This window comes from Paractinoplanes ferrugineus (genome assembly GCF_016862195.1).
Taxonomy (GTDB): domain Bacteria; phylum Actinomycetota; class Actinomycetes; order Mycobacteriales; family Micromonosporaceae; genus Actinoplanes; species Actinoplanes ferrugineus.
On record NZ_BOMM01000015.1, the window covers coordinates 24,062 to 40,738 of the forward strand.

Here is a 16,677-nt window from a genome sequence, read left to right on the forward strand (position 1 = left end):
GGGGTGCTCAGGGCCGCAGCGCCGCCGTCGGGGTGCGCGGCATCGTGCCGGCCGGCCGGCCGAAGTAGTAGCCCTGGGCCAGCCGGTAGCCGAGCTGGTAGAGCACCTCGGCCTGGCCGGCGGTCTCGACACCCTCGGCCACCGCGGTCATCCCGAGGCCGTTGGCGATCTCGATGAGCCCGCCGGCGATGACCGCGGACTGGCCGCCCACGGTGATCTCGTCGACGAACGACTTGTCCACCTTCAGGACCTGCGCCGGGACGGTACGCAGCAGGGTCAGGGAGGAGTGCCCGGTGCCGAAGTCGTCGAGCGCGATCCGGATGCCGAGCGCCCGCAACTGATGCAGCGCCTCGATGGCCGGCCCGCCGTCGAACACGGCCGTCTCGGTGACCTCGATGGTGAGCCGCTCGGCCGGCAGACCGAACTCGGTGAGCGTATCGGCGATCGTCCGCACCAGGTCGGGGTGGGCGAGCTGGCGGGGCGAGACGTTGACGCTGATCCGCTCCGGGGAATGCGGGTCGGCGACCATCTCGCGGCATGCCTCGCGCAGGATCCAGGCGCCCAGCTCGACGATCAGGCCGTTGCGCTCGGCGATCGGGATGAAGACGGCGGGACTGACCGTGCCGAGCCGCGGGTGCTCCCAGCGCACCAGGGTCTCCACCGCGACCACCCGGCCGTGCGGCAGCTCGACGATCGGCTGGAAGACCAGCCGGAACTGCCCGTCCCGCAGGGCGGTGCGCAGTTCCGCGCCGACCGTCGCCTCCTCGTGCGCCAGGCGGTCGAGCTCCGGGGTGAAGTGGCGTGGCCGGCCGCTGCCGCGCGACGCGAACACCGCGAGGTCGGCCCGCCGGAGGATCTCCAGCGGCTCCGTGACGTCGCCCGCCTCGGCGACCCCGACGCTGGTGCGCACGAGCAGGTGGTGGCCGCCGGCCGCGACCGGTGCGTCGAAGCCGGCCACCAGTCGGTCGAGCACGTCCGCGGTGCGGCCGGCGTCGGGGAGCAGGACCGCGAACTCGTCGCCGCCGATCCGGGCGACCACCGCCGTCTCGCCGGCCAGCACGGCGATCTGGCCGCCGAGCCGGGCCAGCAGATGGTCGCCCACGGCGTGGCCCAGCTGGTCGTTGATGCGCTTGAAGTCGTTGACGTTGAGCCGGATCACCGCGGGCCGGCCGGCCGCGAGCGCCTGCTCGAGCCGCCGCAGGAAGTGCCGCCGGTTGGCCTGGCCGGTCAACTCGTCGTGCATCGCCAGGTCCTCGAGGCGGGCCGCCTGCTTCTGCACCCGGCGCACGAAACCCGCCATCCGGGCCGCGACCAGCAGGAAGAGCAGGATGGAACCCACTCCGACGGCGAAGCGGTCCACGCCTTTGCCCATCACGGCCGGCACGAACATCATGGCGGGCGCGAGGAGGGAGACCGCGGTCAGCGCGGCCAACCGGATCAGGCCCACCCGCGCCGGCCCGGACAAGGCCGCGGTGCCGGAACGGACGGCCATCGACGGGTGCAGGGCGGCCACACCCCACACCACGTACGACATCAGGAACGTCGCGTCGAGCAGATTGCCGCCCTCGTACGAGGAATACTGCGTCAGCACCGCGAACGCGATGTCGCCGATCAGCAGGAGCACCGCGGCGATGCCGAGCAGCCGTTCCGCGACGGTACGACGGGAGCTGCCGGTGTAGAGCCGGGCCACGATGATCAGAAGCACCGCGTCGGCCATCGGATAGGCGACGCTGATCAGCCATTCGAGGGTGGAGCCGTCCGAGGCGGCGGCGATCGGCTGGATCACGAAGAGCCCGAAGACCAGGCACAGGCCGGTGCCGACGATGGCGGTGTCGATCAGCGCGGACTCGTCGCGGCCGCGCCGCTCCCGGGTCAGCACGACCAGACCGGCCGCCAGCAGCGGATAGCAGCCGAGGTAGAGCACGTCGGCCGGGGAGGGATAGGGGCTGCGGTGCAGGACGTACTGGTAGACCTCCCAGACGACGTCACCGCCGACCGACATCAGCTGACCCGCGCTGAACAGGTACCACAGCACCGGGCGGGCCGGGCGGAACAGACGTACGCCGGCCACCATCGCCGCCGCGAAGACCAGCCCGATCGCGTTGTAGGCCAGGTTCTGGGCGAGGCCCTGCCGGGGCAGCAGGAAGTAGGCGCCGGTCGCGGTCGTACCGGCGGCCAGCGCGGCAACCCACAGACGGTCGCGGCCCATCTCAGACGACAGCCGGTTCGGGCCGGGCCTCGAGGATCCGGTTGCGACCCTCGTGCTTGGCGTCGTACAGGGCGGCGTCGGCGCGGGCGACCAGCGCGTCGGAGGACTCGGAGCCGTTCCAGAGCGCGAGCCCGGCCGAGAAGCTCTGGCCCAGCGGGGTGGCGAGCCGCATCCGGTCGATGATCTCGTGCGCCTCCCCGACGGTGGCGTCCGGCAACATCACGACGAACTCCTCGCCGCCGTAGCGGGCCAGGTGGTCGGCGGTGCGCAACTGGTCCTGCCAGGCCACGGCCGCTTCCTTGAGAAGCCGGTCGCCGACCGGATGGCCGTACGCGTCGTTGAACTGCTTGAAGCGGTCGAGGTCGAGGACCGCGACGGTGAGCGGATCGCCGGTGCGGCGCACCCGCTCGATCGTGCGGGGCAGTTCGGTGTTCCAGGCACGCCGGTTCGGCAGCCCGGTCAGCTCGTCGGTGACGGCCAGCTCGCGGACCTTCTCGGCCTGCGTGTCCAGTTGCCGGATCAACTGCGACATGCGCGTGACGACGAGCATGAACAACGTGCTGCAGCCGATCGCGATGGCCAGGCCGTCGGTGACCTGGTGGCGCAACGCCTCCAGGGCCAGCAGGGCCGGCCCGATCAGGGACGCCACGGTGAGCGCCGCCAGCAGCGGCCGGCTGATCCGCCCGCTCCGCGGCTCGGCGACCCGCGCCAGCGACCGCACGCTCGGGTGCACCGCGGCGGCCGCGAACAGCAGGTAGCCGACCAGGAAGATGTCCGCGAGGACCCGGTGCGCCGCCGGGCCCGGCTCCCAGCCGAACTGGTTGACCACGGCCCACGCGGCGTCCCCGGTCAGGAAGCTGAGCAGGGCCGCACAGAGCAGGCGGAACGAGATGTCGCGGCCGCTGCCGCTGAGCATCAGGCGGACGGTCATGGCCAGCAGGACGATGTCGCCGACCGGGTAGGCGACGCTGGCCACGTGCCCCAGCAGCCCGATCGACTCGTCCGAGGCGGCCGGCTTGATCAGGAAGATCCAGGCGAGCAGGCCCATGCCGGTCGTCAGCGTGGTCGCGTCGACCAGGCTCGACCAGTCGCGGTACGGCGCGCGCCGCCGCACGAGCAGGAACAGGGCGGCGGCAACGGCGGGATACAGCGAGAGGTACGCGATGTCGGCCGGCGACGGATAGTTCGGTTCGTCCTGGACAAGCAGCAGCAGCCGCTCGACGAGGATGCCACTCGAGTTCCCGGCGACGCCCAGCGCGATCAGCCACCAGGTGAGCGGCGCGGCCGGACGCCGGCGCCGGACCCCGACGACGATCATGGCGGCGGCCAGCCAGCCACAGGTGACCTGCCAGACCACCTGAAGGGTGCTGCCGTCGGGTACGGCGAGGAAACCTACAGCCGCCGACACCGCGACGACGAGGTAGGAACGTACCAACCGGTTGCCCATTTGATGCCACTGCTTCCGCCGACCTTGCTTACCGATGCGTAACATCGGCTGCCGATCGCCCGGCTGAAGAAGACCGGCCGGGTCAACCCAGGTCGTCGAGGATGGCGGTGCAGCTGCGCAGCACGACCTCGGCGGCGCGCCGGCCGGTCGCCGTGCCGGCCACCCGGGTCTGCTCATGCCATCGCCCGGCGGCGTCGACCGCGGCCGGCCACAATTCCTCCGGCGGGGCCTCGGCCGGCAACCCCAGCCGCTCGGCGTGCGCAGTGCCCGCACCCCCGGCCAGCCGGCGGGCCTCCACGGCAAGCTCGGCCGGGAGCGCGACCCGTCCGGTGCGCAACCCGGCCAGCACCCGCAACTCCCGTAACTCGTGCGCGCCCCCGACGAGCCGGTCCAGCTCGGCGGCAAGGTGCGCGGTCGGCGGCCCGCTCTCCGCCCGCACCAGCCGGTCGAGGGCGATCAGCGCGCTGCGCGCCTTGAGCGCCTCCCGCCGCGCGGTGAAAAGATCACTGACCGTCGCCTGCAGCTCGGTCAGCCCGCTCTGCCGCACCAGCTGAGCGCCGAGCGCGGTGCGGCTGCGAGCACCGGTCCGCACCAGAGTGACGGCGAGCCGCACCCCACCGAGCCCGAGCCGCCGGAGCAACGCCACCCGCCCGGCCGCCGACGCCGACCCGGTGAACCGATCGGTGGACAGCAGCTGCGCGTCCGCCTCCTCCCGAGGCAGCGCCGCCACCGCCGCAACCGTCGCGTACTCCTCCTCCCGCAGACTCCGCCCGACCAGCGCCATCTGCGCGGAAAGCGCAAGAACATCCTGGCAGAGCGCCGCGACCCGAGCCTCCTTGCGCCTGCGGCGAGCAATCTGCCGGGCGCCGAGCAGCGCATCGGCCCGCCCACCCGCCGTCTCATCGGCCCGGGACAAGACCACGATGACGTGTACGGGCAGAGCCCCCACCCCGCGCCCGGCACCCAACAGCTCCAGCGCTCCCAGATCGCCCTCCCCCAGATGCCGCGCCACATAGAGCACCGCATCCGCCTCCCCAGCCCCACCCCACCCGCCGCCGCCCAGCCCCGCGCCTGCGCCGCCGCCCGGCCCTGCGCCGCCGCCCAGCCCTGCGCCGCCGCCCAGCCCTGCGCCGCCGCCCGGCCCTGCGTCTGCGCCACCGCTCAGCACCGCGCCGGCGCCGCTCATCGGGCTCCCGTCCGCGCCGGCCAGGCTGCGGCCCGGCGCGGCGGTCGGGCTCGCGGGCAGGTCGAGCAGGCGGACGTGCCGCAGCGCCCGGCACGGCCACTCGGCCACCACCCGGGACACCTCGCCCCAGTCACCGCCCGAACCGGCGACCAGGTGGCCCCCCTCGGCAGCCCGCTCCATCGGGGCGGACCAGGGCGGCGCCCCGGTCCGGAACACCCAGGCGACCGGCTGCCGCCCGTCGTGGAACCACACCGGCACGTCCGGGGCGCCGGCCACCACGACCGGCGCCACCTCCTCGCCGAGCAGGGCGTTGACCACGGACGACTTCCCGGCCCGGGGCGGCCCCGTCACGGCCAGCCGCAACGGCTCCGACAATCGCTCGCGGTGGTGGCGCAGCCACGCCTCGGCCCGCTCGTGCCCCCGGAACACCCGCTCCGCCTCGTCCAGCAGCCGCGCCGCCCGCTCGATCGGCCCCATCCCACTCACCCCGACCCCCTCCCGCTCACCCCGGCCCGCTGCTTCACTCCGGCCCGCGCTGCTCACCCCGGCCCACCCTGCTGCCCGGCCCGCCCCTGCTGCCCGGCCCGCGCTGCTCAGCTCGGGCCCGGCAGCAGGGCAAGGGCCTGTTTCTGCAAGCCGGCCAGGCGGATCAGTTCCTGTTCGGTGCGGCGGAATCGGCTGTCGCGGACGGATGCCTCGCGTTCGGCGTCGGCCTTGGCACTGCGGAGTGACTCGATGATGGCTTCCTGCAGGTCCTCGGTGACGGCCGTGAAGTGGTCGCGGAGGGCACGCTGGATGCGGCGTACGGAATCCTTGGTGTCCTTGGCCAGGCCCACGAAGATCTCGTCGACGTGTTGGCGCACCGCGGCCCTGGCCGCGGCCTGCCGGCGACGCAGCAGTTGCTTGCCCTCCTCACGGATGCTCTTGCCGCCGAAGACCGCGCCGCCGCTCAGCGAGATCGGATTGATCAGCGACATGCCGGTGAGGCTGGTGACCAGGCCGACCATCAGCACGCCGCCGTAGGACCCGCGCAGGCCGGTGAAAAGTTTCTGGGTGACGGTGAAGCGTTCGACCTCGGGCGATTCGAGCTCGGTCACCCGCTCGCCGGGGTCGCCCTGCACGCCGGGCACCCAGGTGGGCAGGACGTCGCCCAGCTCGGCCGGGAACTCGGCGGCGACCGCCCGGGCCAGCCACTCGGCCCGGTCGCCGAGCCAGCCCAGGTTGGTCTGCGCCACCTCGAGCAGCGCCGCACGCAGCCACTGCTCGAACTCGTCCCACACCCGCAAGGGATCGGAGTCGGCGAACGTCTGGTCGGCCTTGGCGATCACCGCACGGGTGCGCTCGCGCAGGTCGTGCTCGATGTCCGACATCAGGTCGGCGACCTCGTCGGAGAGCCGGGTCTGCCAGCGCGTCGTGCATCTGCGCAGCTCGTCCATCCGGCGCTGGGTCTCGTGCAGGCGCTTGACGGCATGCGAGGTCTCGCTCTCGGCCCGCTGGGCGTCGAGGTCGTCACGCAGCGAGGCGGCGAGGCGTTCGGTGACTGTGCGGCCGAGCACGCCGACGGTGGCCCGGGCCAGCCGGTCGGGTTTGGCCGCCACCGTGGACTCGAGCAGGCCGATCAGCGCGGGGAAGCCGGACTCGCCGTTGAGCGCCGCGTCGCCGGTCTGCACGGCCCGGGTGCGCAGGGTGGCCGACAACGGTACGACCGTGGCCGGCACCCCCGCCTGCACCAGCCGCATCCGGCTCGCCTCCAGGTCGCGCCGCCAGTGCGCGGCGTAGTCGGTCTTGGTGTACGCCACCACCAGACTCGGGAACAGCCGCGCCAGGTCGGCCAGCACGGCCACCTCGGCGTCGCTGAGCTCGCGGCCCGCCTCGCAGGCGAACAGCACGAGGTCGGCCCGGCTGTCGGTGGCCAGCTCGCGCAGCCGGCCGACGGCGGCGGGGGCCGAGCCGGGCAGGCCGGGCAGCGGCGGGGTGTCGATGAGCTGCAGGCCGGCGGCGAGCAGCGCCCGGGGCACCCCCACGTCGGCGTGCAACCGGCCGAGGCTGGTCGCGGGCTGGATCGAGACGGTCTCGGCGAGCGCGTCGGCGAGCCGGTCGAGCGGGAGCGGGATGCTGTCCTGCCGCGCGGCGTCGGGCGTCCACGCGGTCTCCGCCGAGGCCCGCACGATCAGCTGGGCGGTCGGTGACTCGGTGTGCCGCACCACGGTCGGCACGGCGGTGCCCCGGTCTTCGCCGACGACGCAGACCGGGGCATTGATCAGGGCGTTGATAAGCTGGCTCTTGCCCTGCTTGGCCGCGCCGACCACGAGCACCCGCAGATGCGGGTGCAGCAGTTGGGCCCGGCGTTGCCAAAGCCAGGCCACCAGATCGGTACGTCCGTGCTCCTGACAGGTCCGGATCGTCGCGTCGAGGACATCCAGCCACAGCGATGCCGGAGCGCCGCCCGTGGCGAGGGCGCCGAGTTCCGTCCGGCCCGGCCGGACGGGGGAGGTCGGACCCGCATAGGCCGTGGGTCCGGCCTCCCATCTTTGCATCAGGCGCCTCTCCGAGGTCAGAAGTCCAGACCGGTCAATCCGCCGAGCAGGCCGTGCCCGTCCTGGCCGTGAGCCGGGTCGGTCGTGCCGGTCGCACCCGTGACACCACCGAGCACACCGGACACGGTGTGGTCGACGCCGGCGATGGTGCTGTGCACGGCACTGCCGTCGGGCAGAAGACCACCCGTCACGTCCGAGCCGAGCACGGGACCGACGATCGAAGAGGTTGCCCCGTGCACCCCGGAAACGTCAAGGTCGAACGAACCGGGCAAGCCGGTCACCGTGTTCACGGTGGCGTCCAGCGAGCCGCTCACCCCGGCCGACACGTGCGGAACGAGATTGTCGGTGCCGTACGTAACGTCGGTCACGGCGTGCTCGACAGGCGTGGTCAGTCCGCCGGTCACCCCGGCCGTCACGCCGCCGTGCACGACCGCGTCGAGCCCCGCCGCCGGGTCGTGGTCGACGGTCACGCCCCCGGTGCCGAACAGCCCGCCGGTGGATAGGCCGAGACCACCGTCGAGCACTCCGGACACCAGATGGTCGGCGGTGACCGTGACCGCGCCCGCCGCCGCGACGTTCAGATCACCGGTGACGTGCGAGGCCGTGCCGCCCAGCTGCGCCGTGATGGTCTGCAGGTGCGCAGCCGCTCCGGCGATGTCCAGGTTGGCCACCCCGGTGGTCAGGCTGTCGACCTGGGCCAGGCCGTCGATGCTGTGCAGCCCGTTGAGCGGGGCGAAGTCGAGCACCAGGGGCAGCACGTCCTGCACGTCCGCGGCGGTCACCTCACCGAGGCCGGCCTCCTGCAGGGTGCCGTGCGGGTCGATCTCGAACGCGTCCCGGGCGACCGGGTCGTAGATCAGGTTGAGGACGAAGTCCTGCAACGTCGGGGATGACTCCATGGGCGAGGTCTCCTAACTGGCACGAATAGCGTCCGGAGCGGCGGACCGCCCGGCGTGCCGATGACGTTATGGGCCGGCGACGGACCCGGGGATCGGGGATCGGTCCCCCTTTGGCGATTAGGGGATCGGTGCGGGACCCTCGTGCGGCGTTGGGGGATTAGGGGATCGAGGCGCGTGATTTTGGGGGAAGACCCCCACATGCCCGGTCTGGTACGAACATGACGTCCCTGAAACGAGGAGCTCCACGTGCCGTACCTGCTGGGTGTCGACATCGGATCCGGATCCACCCGGACCGCGGTGTGCCGACGTGCGTCCGACCTGGCCGGTTGGGGTCCACCCGAGCCGGTGCGGTCCGACGTGCCACCCGCCGTGGGCGGTTTGTTCCGCCGCTGCGGCGACGAGGTCCCGGTCTACACCGACGAGCTGTTCGTGACGCCGCAGGCCCTCCTCGTCGAACAGGCCCGCGCCGCCGCCGACGCGGTGTGGGCGCGCGAGCAGGAGGGGCCCGAGCGGTTCGCCCTGGCCTACCCGACGACCTGGGGCGCGGGCCGGCGGGGGCAGCTGCGCGCCGCGCTCGACGAGGCCGGCATGAGCGACGTGGTGCTGATGACCCGCGCCCGCGCCGTGGTCGAGCGCCACCGGGCCATCGGCCGGCGCCTCGACGAGGGCCGGCCGGTGGCGATCTGCCGCATCGGCGGGCTCGGCACCGAGGTCTCGGTGGTCATCCCGGGCGAGCCGGGCCGCCTCGAGCTGCTCGCCGCGACCGAGGACACCGAGGTCGGCGGCGACGACCTGGCCGAGGGCGGGCCGGCCGAGGGCCGCGCGGTCATGGCCGTGGTCCTCGACCAGCTGCGGCGCACCGCGCGCGCCGGCGGCGCCGACCTCGCCGACCTGGCCGCGGTGCTGCTGGCCGGCGGCGGCACGACCCGGCCGATCGTGACCGAGGTGCTGGCCGAGGCGGTGGCGGCGCCGGTGCTGCGCGACGACGACCCCCGGCAGACCATCGCGTGCGGCGCCGCAGCGTCGCTGCGACCCCCGTCCACCACCCCGAGACGGCCCGCGCCTCAGCCGCTCGCCCTGCCCACCGACCTCGTGCCGGCCCTCCGCGCCCCAGCCGGCCCGCCCCTCAACGGCGCAGCCGGACCGACCTCCCTCGCTGCGGCCGGGCCGACCTCTCGCGGCGCAGCCGGGCCGACCTCTCGCGGCGCAGCCGGGCCGACCTCTCGCGGCGCGGCCGGGCCGACCGTGAGCGGCGCGGCCGGGCCGATCGTGAGTGGGCCTGCCGACGCTGCCGCCGGGCCCGGTGCGCCGCCGCCCCGCCCGCCGCTGCACGTCGCGGGTCCGGAGATGAGGCAGCGATGAGCCAGGCCGGCGAGCTGCTGCGCGACGCCCGCGCCGAACCCACCGCGCCGATCACCGCCGCCGTCTGCGCGCCCGGCGGCTTCGGCAAGTCGACCCTGCTCGACGAGCTCGCCCAGGTCACCGACGCCCTCCTGGTCGACGACGCCCACCACCTCTGCGACCAGCGACTGCACGAGCTGATCGCGATCGCGGAGCGGCCCGGCGCGCGGCTGATCGTGGCCTACCGCCCCTGGCCGCGCCCCGCTCCCCTGGCCCGGCTCACCGAGCTGCTGCGACGCAGCCGGCCGGTCGTCACGCTCGCGCCGCTGACGGCCGACCGCATCCCCGACGTGCCGGCCGGGCTGGCCGAATTCGTCACCGCGTTCACCTGTGGCGTCCCGCGCTACGTCAGCCGACTCGTGTCCACCCTGACCGGCCCGCAGCCACCGGCCCGGGTGCCGGCCGCGGCCCTCGCCCCGTTCGCGCCGGAACTCGACGAGCTCGGCGCCGACCTGCGCACCCTGCTGCTGGCGGTCGAGGCCGGCGGCCACTTCGACCTGATCGCCGCCCTGCTCGGCCGCGACCAACAGTCGATGTCCGAGCTGGTCGTGGCCGCCCAGGCCACCGGCATGCTCACCGCCGACGGCCGCCTGGTGCCGCTCGCCCGCTACGCGATCGCCGCCCTGGGCCCGATCGGCCAGCGCGTCGGCGTCCGCAGTCGCATGGCCGAACTGCAGCTGGCCCGCGGCGGCCCCGTCCTCCCGCTGGTGCGCCACCTCCTCGCCGAGCCCCCGGCCGCGAGCCGGGCCCCCGAAGCCGCCGGCCCCGGCGCCTACCCCGGCCCCGGCCCCGCCGATGGTCACGGCCCCGGGACGGCGGGGGGTGCCGGGCTCGGGCAAACCGGCAACGCCGGACTCGGGCAGGTTGGCGGCGCCGGACTCGGGCAGGTTGGCGGCGCCGGACTCGGGCAGGTTGGCGGCGCCGGACTCGGGCCGGCCTTCGAGGCCGCCGGGGAGGAAGCGCTGCACGACGATCCGGCCCTGGCCGCGCGGCTCTTCGCGGCGGCTGCCGAGGCCGGGCGGCCCGCTGCCGCCCGGCGTGCGCTGGCCACCGCGCTCACCGGTGACCTCGACCAGGCGGCCCGGCTGGCCGATCAGACGGTGGCCACCGGTGCGCCGGCTCAGCAGGCCGAGGCCGCCTACGTCGCGGCTGTCGCGATGGCTCACCGTGGCCAGCTCGACCGGGCCGCCGACCTGCTGCGCTGGGCCGGTCCCGGGCCCGGCGCCGGCTTCCGCGCCGTCGCCCTCGCCGCGGTCGGGCGGCCCATCGACCCGGACGAGGCGCAGGACGGGCCGCCGACCCTGCTGCACTCCACGGCCGGGCTGATGGCCCGGGGCGTACGCGAATCACTCACCGACGCCCCAGCCGGCGCCTTGTCCACACTGGTCCAGGCGTCCGCCCTGCTGGAGCCGGCCGGTTCCGGGGTGCTGCTGCCGGACAGTCCGGCCGCCCTCGCCGCGCTGGTCGCCCTGCACGGTGCGGACCTCGACGTCGCCGAGGCCACGCTCGACCGCGCCCTGCGCACCGGCCTGGGCGGCCCGCTGCTGGTCCCCCGCCACCTGCTGCTGCACGCCTGGTGCCGCATGCTGCGCGGCCGGCTGTCCGCCGCCGGCCGGCTGGTCACCGAGGCGGCCGCACCGATCGGCCCGGAGCGCCACCCCGCGGCCGGTGGGCGGGATCGGCTCTTCGCCGCCGGCCTTCGGGTGGGGCTGGCCCGGCGGGACAGCGACCTCGTCGGGTTGCGCGCGATCTGGCCGGACGCCTGTCAGGTGCTGATCGGCCAGCCGGTCGACCTCTTCATGTTGCTGCCGCTCGGTGAGCTGGCCGTCGCGGCGGCGCGGCTGGGCGAGCACCGCCGGGTCGCCACCCACCTGACCGAGGCCGAGAGACTGCTCCGGCAGCTCGGTGAGCCGCCCCTGTGGAGCGCGCCGCTGCACTGGAGCCGGTTGCACGCGGCGATCCTGGCCGAGGAGACCGCCGAAGCGGAGCGCCACGCCGAGGCGCTGGACCGGTTAAGTGACGCCGGTCCATACCCGGCGGCGCTGGCCTCGGCCGCACATGGTTGGCTCGCTGTGCTCACCGAACGGATCGATGCCGGTCAGGTCGAGCCGGCCGCGCGTGGCCTCGCCGCGCTCGGGCTGGCTTGGGACGGGGCCCGGCTGGCCGGCCAGGCCGCGATCCGGACGACCGACCGCAAGGCGATGGCGCTGCTGCTCGACTGCGCCCGCGCCCTGCAGGGCCGGTCGTCCACGGCGGAGCCCGGGGAACCGGTGGAGCAGCTGCTCAGCGAACGAGAACGGGAGGTGGCCGCGCTGGTGCTGGCCGGCATGACCTACAAGCAGGTGGCGGACAAGCTGTACCTTTCGGCCAAGACCGTAGAACACCACATCGCCCGCATTCGGCAACGGCTCGGCTGCACCGACCGCCGGGAGTTGCTGGCACGCCTGCGCGAGTTGCTGGCCGAGACCCCGGGAGCAGTGGCATGAAACGCTGGGGCGCGGGCCTCGGGCTGCTCGTCCTGCTCTGGATCGCGGCCGCCACGCCCGCCGTGAGCGCTGCCCTCGACCAGATCCGGGAGCGGTCGACGGCCGGCGAGATCGGGCACGCGGTCGACGGCGTCGTGGTCGCGCTGCAGGCCGAGCGACGGCTGGCGGCCACGTTCCGGACCGGGGGTGACATCGCGCCGGGGACCGCGCAGCGTGGTCGCACCGATCAGGCACGTACGGCCCTGGCGAAGGCTCGCGACGGCCGGTTCGTCACCGCCGAGGCGGGCCGGGAGGTCGACGAGCTACTGCGCCGGCTCAGTGGCCTCGACCCGCTGCGCGCCCAGGTCGACGGGGGTCTCGCGGCACGGGCCGACGTCGTCGCCGGGTACACCCGGATCATCGCGGCCGGGCTCGGCGCACCGTGGCTGCCCTCGTCGCAGACCCTCGGGGCGCTCGGCCGGGCCCGGGAGGCGCTGTGCGAGGAGGACGCGCTGATCACCGGCGCGCTCGCGACGACCGGGGTCACCGAGACCGACCGGCTGCGGCTGGGTGCGCTCACCGGCGTACGTCAAGCGTGGCTGACCGACGCCGGAGCCGACGCCGATCTCGACGCCGCGGCCTACCGCCGGCTTCAGGCCGTGGAGCGGCAGATCCTGAAGCCCGCCCCGGTGACGCCGGCCGGCTGGACCGCCGCGGTCGACCCCGCGGTCGCCGACCTGCGTGCCGCCGAGTCCGGCGCGGACCGGGAGATGCTGGCCGCCACCAGCGGTTCCATCACCGCGATCCTCTACGCGGGGCTGATCGCCGGCGTCGGGTTGATCGCCGTGATCGGCGTGTTCCTGCTGGCTCGCCGCACCGCGCCGGAGCTGCGCCGGGCGCCCGCCGTCGCGCCGGCCCGCGCGGACGGCCGCCCGGCACGCGAGGAACTGCTGCTCGACCTGCATCGCCGCAGCCAGCGCCTGGTGCATCGGCAGCTGCGTCTGCTCGACACGATGGAGCGGCGGCAGTCCGACGACGAGACGCTCGGTGACCTGTTCCGGGCCGACAACCTCGCCACCCGCCTGCGGCGCAACGTGGAGAAGGCGATCACGCTGGCCGGTGGCACGCCGGGGCGGCGCTGGCGGCGGCCCATGCCGGTGGTCGAGGTGGTTCGCGGCGCCGCCGCCGAGATCGCCGATTACGTACGCGTGTCGACCGGCCGGGTGCAGCCGGCCGGGCTGGCCGGCAGCGCCGTGACCGACGTGATGCACCTGCTGGCCGAGTTGATCGAGAACGCCACCACCTACTCGCCGCCGGAGACGCGCGTGCGGGTCGGCGGTGTGCGGGACGACGACGGCGGTTACACGTTCACCGTCTCCGACGTGGGCCCGGGCATGAGTGATCTCGACCTGACGACCGCGGCCGGGGTGATGGCCGACGCGGAACCGCCGGCCGACGGGGTCTGGTGGGGTTTCCACGCGATCGGCCGGTTCGCGGCCCGGCAGAACATCGCGGTCCGGCTCCGGCCGGGCCCGGCGGGTGGCCTGATCGCCACCGTCACCCTGCCCGCCGATCTGATCACCGACCCCGCCGCCGCCGGCCCCGGACCGGACGCGCCGCCGCTGAGCCGGGTTGCCCGGATGCGCGCGCGGCTGAGCGATGTGACATCCCCGACCGTAGATCTTCCCGTGGTGGGCAGCAGACAGACGGAGGCATAGTGAACAGTCGTTTCCTCGCCGCGACGGGTGTCGGTCCGCTCCTCGACGAACTGGCCGCGGCGCTGCCCGGCACCGAGGCTGTCGTCCTGCTGTCCACCGACGGCCTGGAGCTGGCGATGGCGGCCTCCACCACCCCGGCGGCGGCCACCAATCTGGCCGCCGTGGCCGCGGGGCTGCACGCCGTGGCCGAGGCGGCCAACCGCAACAACGGTGGCCGGCGGGTCGACCAGAGCCTGGTCGAGACCGACTACCGCATGCTGGTCGTGCTTCCGGTGGCGCCGGGCGCGCTGCTCGCCGTGCTGTTCGACGCGGTCAGCGACCTCGACGGCACCCGCACCAAGATCGCCTGGTTCGCCGACCGGCTGGGCATCCGGATGACCCGAGCTGATCTGGTCCAGACGTCATGACCACCGAGGACGTCTGGTACGACGCGGAGGCCGGGCCGCTGGTCCGGTTGTACGCGCTCACCGGTGGGCGGGCCGAGGTGCCGGCCGGCGACTTCACCCTCAACGCGATCGTGCAGCGGGTGCCGGAGAGCAGACCCGGCGGCGAGCTGTCGCACGAGCAGCAGACCATCGTCGGGCTGATCGACCGGCCGGTGTCGGTGTCCGAGATCGCGGCCCGGCTGGGTCTGCCGCTCGGCACCGTCCGGGTGATCCTCAGCGACCTGCGCGACGCCGGACTCGTGGCCGTCCCGCGGGGCCGGGACGCCGCCGAGGTGCCCACCATGAACCAACTTCAGCGGCTGCTGGCCGGCCTGAACAGCCTGTGAACCGGAGGACCACCGATGACCCGCCGCTCCCCCTCGGTGGTGCTGCTGGACGCGATGCTCGGCTTCGCCACCCGCGTGCAGACGGCCAACCTGCCGGGCAGCGGTGGCGGTGAACGACGCGGCCGGGCCGCGATCGCCTGGCTGGTGGGCGGCACCCTGGTCGCGGTCGGCGGCACCGCGCTGCTGATCGGCGCCGTGCTGCGCGCCCCCGACGGTCTGACCGACCTGCCGCCCGGTGGCGTCGTGGCCGCGCCCGCGCCCAGCACCTCCGCGACCCCCGCGCCGCCGGTCGCCACCCGGTCGTCGGCCTCGGCCACGCCGAGCAGACCGGCCGGTTCCACGTCCGCGACGTCGCGCCCGCCGGAGAAAGCCGTGCCGAGCGTGCCCTCCGGTGGGCCGTCGGTGCCGGCCGGCGCCCATCTGAGCGCCGCCTTCTCGACTCCGGGCGGCCTGCTCGGCTATCGCGCCGAGGTGGAGGTGACCAGCGCGGGCCCGGCCACGGCGAACGGCTGGCAGCTGACCGTCACCATGCCGCGCTCGACCCTGCAACTGTCGCCGGTGAGCGGGGCGACGGTGAAGCAGAACGGCACCGTGTGGACGTTCACCCCGACCGACGACACCCGGCGGGTCCCGGCCGGTTCCACCGTGACGGTCGTCTTCGACGTGCTCGGCGCCACGCTGCTCGACGCGAAGCCGGCCGCGTGCGCCATCAACGGCGAAGCCTGCTCGGGCCTGACCTGACCGGGCGACCGGCGACCCGACCCGGCCGGCGGGCAGGACCGGCGCGGCGGACAAACCGGCGCGACGGACAAACCCGGCCGGCGGGTGGGCAGGACCGGCTTGAGCGTCACGGGGTGACGTCTACCAGGACCTTTCCGAGGGTGCCGGCTTCGACGGCTCGGTGGGCGTCGGCGGTGGCGGCCAGCGGGAACCGCACCAGCGGCAGGCCGTGTTCCTCGCCCACGGGCAGGGCGCCGGCGCGGACCGCGGCGGCCACGTCGGACGCGGCTGCGGCGAGTGCCTCCGGGCCCACGGTGTAGAGGACCAGGAACTGGAAGCGGGTGTTCAGGGTCATGTTCTGGCGTACGTCCAGTTGGACGGGCTTGGCGCCGTCGTTGGCGTACGTCGCGATGGTGCCGCGGGTGCGCAGCACGGCCAGGTCGAGGGCAAGGTTCGCGCCCAGCGCGACCTCCGCGACGATGTCGACGCCGTCGGGGGCGATGTCGCGGATGGCGGCGGCCGGGTCGCCCTCGCGGTAGTTGATCACGTGGTGGGCGCCGGCGGCGGTGGCCAGCCGGGCCTTCGCCGGGCCGCTGATCGTGCTGATCACGGTGGCGCCGGACCAGCGGGCCAGCTGGATGACGGCGTGCCCGACGGCACCCGCACCACCGGCGGCCAGCACCACCTTGCCGTCGAGCGTGCCCGGTCCGAGCCGGCGCGGCCCGTCCTCGGCGACGGTCAGTGCCCGGTGCGCGGTGAGCGCGGGCACGCCGAGTGAGGCCCCCAGGTCGAAGCTCGCCCCGTCGGGCAGCGGAACGGCCCGGTCGGCGTCCACCACGGTGAGCTCGGCGGCGGTGCCGGTGGGCCGGCCGGCGGTGGCCATGAACAGCCAGACACGCTCACCGACCCGGCTCGGGTCGACGCCCCCGCCGACGGCCTCGATCACGCCGGCGCCGTCGAGATGCGGGGTGACCTCGGGAAACTGCTTGGGGTTGGTCGCGCCGGACCGGGTCTTCCAGTCGGTCGGGTTGACGCCCGACACGGCGACCCGGACGAGCACCTCCCCCGCACCGGGCCGCGGATCGGCACGGTCGACAAGCTCGAGAACCCCGGGGTCGCCGTTGTCGCGGTAGATGATCGCCCTCATCCCCCGATTCTGTCAGGACCGGACGCCGGCGGCGCCGGGCGGCAGCCGGCCGGGGCCACGGAGCCGGAAGCCAGGGAGACGGGGGGCCAGGGAGACGGGGGGCCAGGGAGACGGGGCCAGGGAGGCGGGGCGTCAGGTAGGCGGAGGGTCAGGGAGGCGGCGTTCGCCGCGGGCGG

At 74.6% G+C, this 16,677-nt stretch carries 12 protein-coding genes; 6 read left to right on the forward strand and 6 right to left on the reverse strand.

What is annotated here, in order from left to right; genetic code table 11:
• Positions 1–7: 7 nt before the first annotated feature.
• The 5 genes from Afe05nite_RS10705 to Afe05nite_RS10725 all read right to left on the reverse strand — a co-directional run bounded on the left by Afe05nite_RS10705 (position 8) and on the right by Afe05nite_RS10725 (position 8,278).
• Positions 8–2,209, reverse strand: a complete 2,202-nt coding sequence (locus tag Afe05nite_RS10705) for a putative bifunctional diguanylate cyclase/phosphodiesterase (RefSeq protein ID WP_203816860.1) — start codon at positions 2,207–2,209, stop codon at positions 8–10.
• A 1-nt stretch (position 2,210) separates the two neighbouring features.
• Positions 2,211–3,656 carry a GGDEF domain-containing protein gene (locus tag Afe05nite_RS10710; RefSeq protein ID WP_239117716.1) on the reverse strand — a complete coding sequence of 482 codons (1,446 nt, stop codon included), beginning with the start codon at positions 3,654–3,656 and terminating at the stop codon, positions 2,211–2,213.
• 82 nt (positions 3,657–3,738) lie between these two features.
• Positions 3,739–5,319, reverse strand: coding sequence for a tRNA modification GTPase (locus Afe05nite_RS10715; protein ID WP_203816861.1), 1,581 nt, complete (start codon positions 5,317–5,319; stop codon positions 3,739–3,741).
• A gap of 116 nt (positions 5,320–5,435) precedes the next feature.
• On the reverse strand, positions 5,436–7,379 hold the full coding sequence (locus tag Afe05nite_RS10720) for a dynamin family protein (protein WP_203816862.1): 1,944 nt from the start codon (positions 7,377–7,379) through the stop codon (positions 5,436–5,438).
• A gap of 17 nt (positions 7,380–7,396) precedes the next feature.
• Complete coding sequence (locus Afe05nite_RS10725; RefSeq protein ID WP_203816863.1) at positions 7,397–8,278, reverse strand: IniB N-terminal domain-containing protein; 882 nt, start codon at positions 8,276–8,278, stop codon at positions 7,397–7,399.
• Between the two features lie 246 nt (positions 8,279–8,524).
• On the opposite strand from Afe05nite_RS10725, the gene Afe05nite_RS10730 reads away from it, so the two are divergent.
• From Afe05nite_RS10730 to Afe05nite_RS10755, 6 genes are read left to right on the forward strand one after another with little or no spacing between them, the layout of a single operon-like run.
• Positions 8,525–9,640 (forward strand): hypothetical protein, encoded by a 1,116-nt coding sequence (locus Afe05nite_RS10730; RefSeq protein ID WP_203816864.1) that lies wholly within the window; start codon positions 8,525–8,527, stop codon positions 9,638–9,640.
• The gene (locus tag Afe05nite_RS44505; protein ID WP_203816865.1) at positions 9,637–12,165 is read left to right on the forward strand and encodes a helix-turn-helix transcriptional regulator; all 2,529 of its coding nucleotides are present in this window, start codon (positions 9,637–9,639) and stop codon (positions 12,163–12,165) included. The genes Afe05nite_RS10730 and Afe05nite_RS44505 overlap by 4 nt, the downstream gene beginning before the upstream one ends.
• Positions 12,162–13,862, forward strand: a complete 1,701-nt coding sequence (locus tag Afe05nite_RS10740; protein WP_203816866.1) for a sensor histidine kinase — start codon at positions 12,162–12,164, stop codon at positions 13,860–13,862. The genes Afe05nite_RS44505 and Afe05nite_RS10740 overlap by 4 nt, the downstream gene beginning before the upstream one ends.
• Positions 13,862–14,269 carry a roadblock/LC7 domain-containing protein gene (locus Afe05nite_RS10745; RefSeq protein ID WP_203816867.1) on the forward strand — a complete coding sequence of 136 codons (408 nt, stop codon included), beginning with the start codon at positions 13,862–13,864 and terminating at the stop codon, positions 14,267–14,269. Before Afe05nite_RS10740 ends, Afe05nite_RS10745 begins: the two co-directional genes overlap by 1 nt.
• On the forward strand, positions 14,266–14,634 hold the full coding sequence (locus tag Afe05nite_RS10750; protein WP_203816868.1) for a DUF742 domain-containing protein: 369 nt from the start codon (positions 14,266–14,268) through the stop codon (positions 14,632–14,634). The genes Afe05nite_RS10745 and Afe05nite_RS10750 overlap by 4 nt, the downstream gene beginning before the upstream one ends.
• A 15-nt stretch (positions 14,635–14,649) precedes the next feature.
• Complete coding sequence (locus Afe05nite_RS10755) at positions 14,650–15,375, forward strand: cellulose binding domain-containing protein (protein ID WP_203816869.1); 726 nt, start codon at positions 14,650–14,652, stop codon at positions 15,373–15,375.
• 106 nt (positions 15,376–15,481) lie between these two features.
• Here the strand turns inward: Afe05nite_RS10755 and Afe05nite_RS10760 are convergent, their stop codons facing one another.
• Complete coding sequence (locus Afe05nite_RS10760) at positions 15,482–16,501, reverse strand: NADPH:quinone reductase (protein ID WP_203816870.1); 1,020 nt, start codon at positions 16,499–16,501, stop codon at positions 15,482–15,484.
• Positions 16,502–16,677 lie beyond the last annotated feature (176 nt).

Bases quoted from the DNA above. Each gene is read 5' to 3' on its own strand.
- Afe05nite_RS10725 (WP_203816863.1), bottom strand. From the start codon at position 8,278: ATGGAGTCATCCCCGACGTTGCAGGACTTCGTCCTCAACCTGATCTAC.
- Afe05nite_RS10760 (WP_203816870.1), bottom strand. From the start codon at position 16,501: ATGAGGGCGATCATCTACCGCGACAACGGCGACCCCGGGGTTCTCGAG.
- Afe05nite_RS10755 (WP_203816869.1), top strand. From the start codon at position 14,650: ATGACCCGCCGCTCCCCCTCGGTGGTGCTGCTGGACGCGATGCTCGGC.
- Afe05nite_RS10720 (WP_203816862.1), bottom strand. From the start codon at position 7,379: ATGCAAAGATGGGAGGCCGGACCCACGGCCTATGCGGGTCCGACCTCC.
- Afe05nite_RS10710 (WP_239117716.1), bottom strand. From the start codon at position 3,656: ATGGGCAACCGGTTGGTACGTTCCTACCTCGTCGTCGCGGTGTCGGCG.
- Afe05nite_RS10740 (WP_203816866.1), top strand. From the start codon at position 12,162: ATGAAACGCTGGGGCGCGGGCCTCGGGCTGCTCGTCCTGCTCTGGATC.
- Afe05nite_RS10750 (WP_203816868.1), top strand. From the start codon at position 14,266: ATGACCACCGAGGACGTCTGGTACGACGCGGAGGCCGGGCCGCTGGTC.
- Afe05nite_RS10715 (WP_203816861.1), bottom strand. From the start codon at position 5,319: ATGGGGCCGATCGAGCGGGCGGCGCGGCTGCTGGACGAGGCGGAGCGG.
- Afe05nite_RS10705 (WP_203816860.1), bottom strand. From the start codon at position 2,209: ATGGGCCGCGACCGTCTGTGGGTTGCCGCGCTGGCCGCCGGTACGACC.
- Afe05nite_RS44505 (WP_203816865.1), top strand. From the start codon at position 9,637: ATGAGCCAGGCCGGCGAGCTGCTGCGCGACGCCCGCGCCGAACCCACC.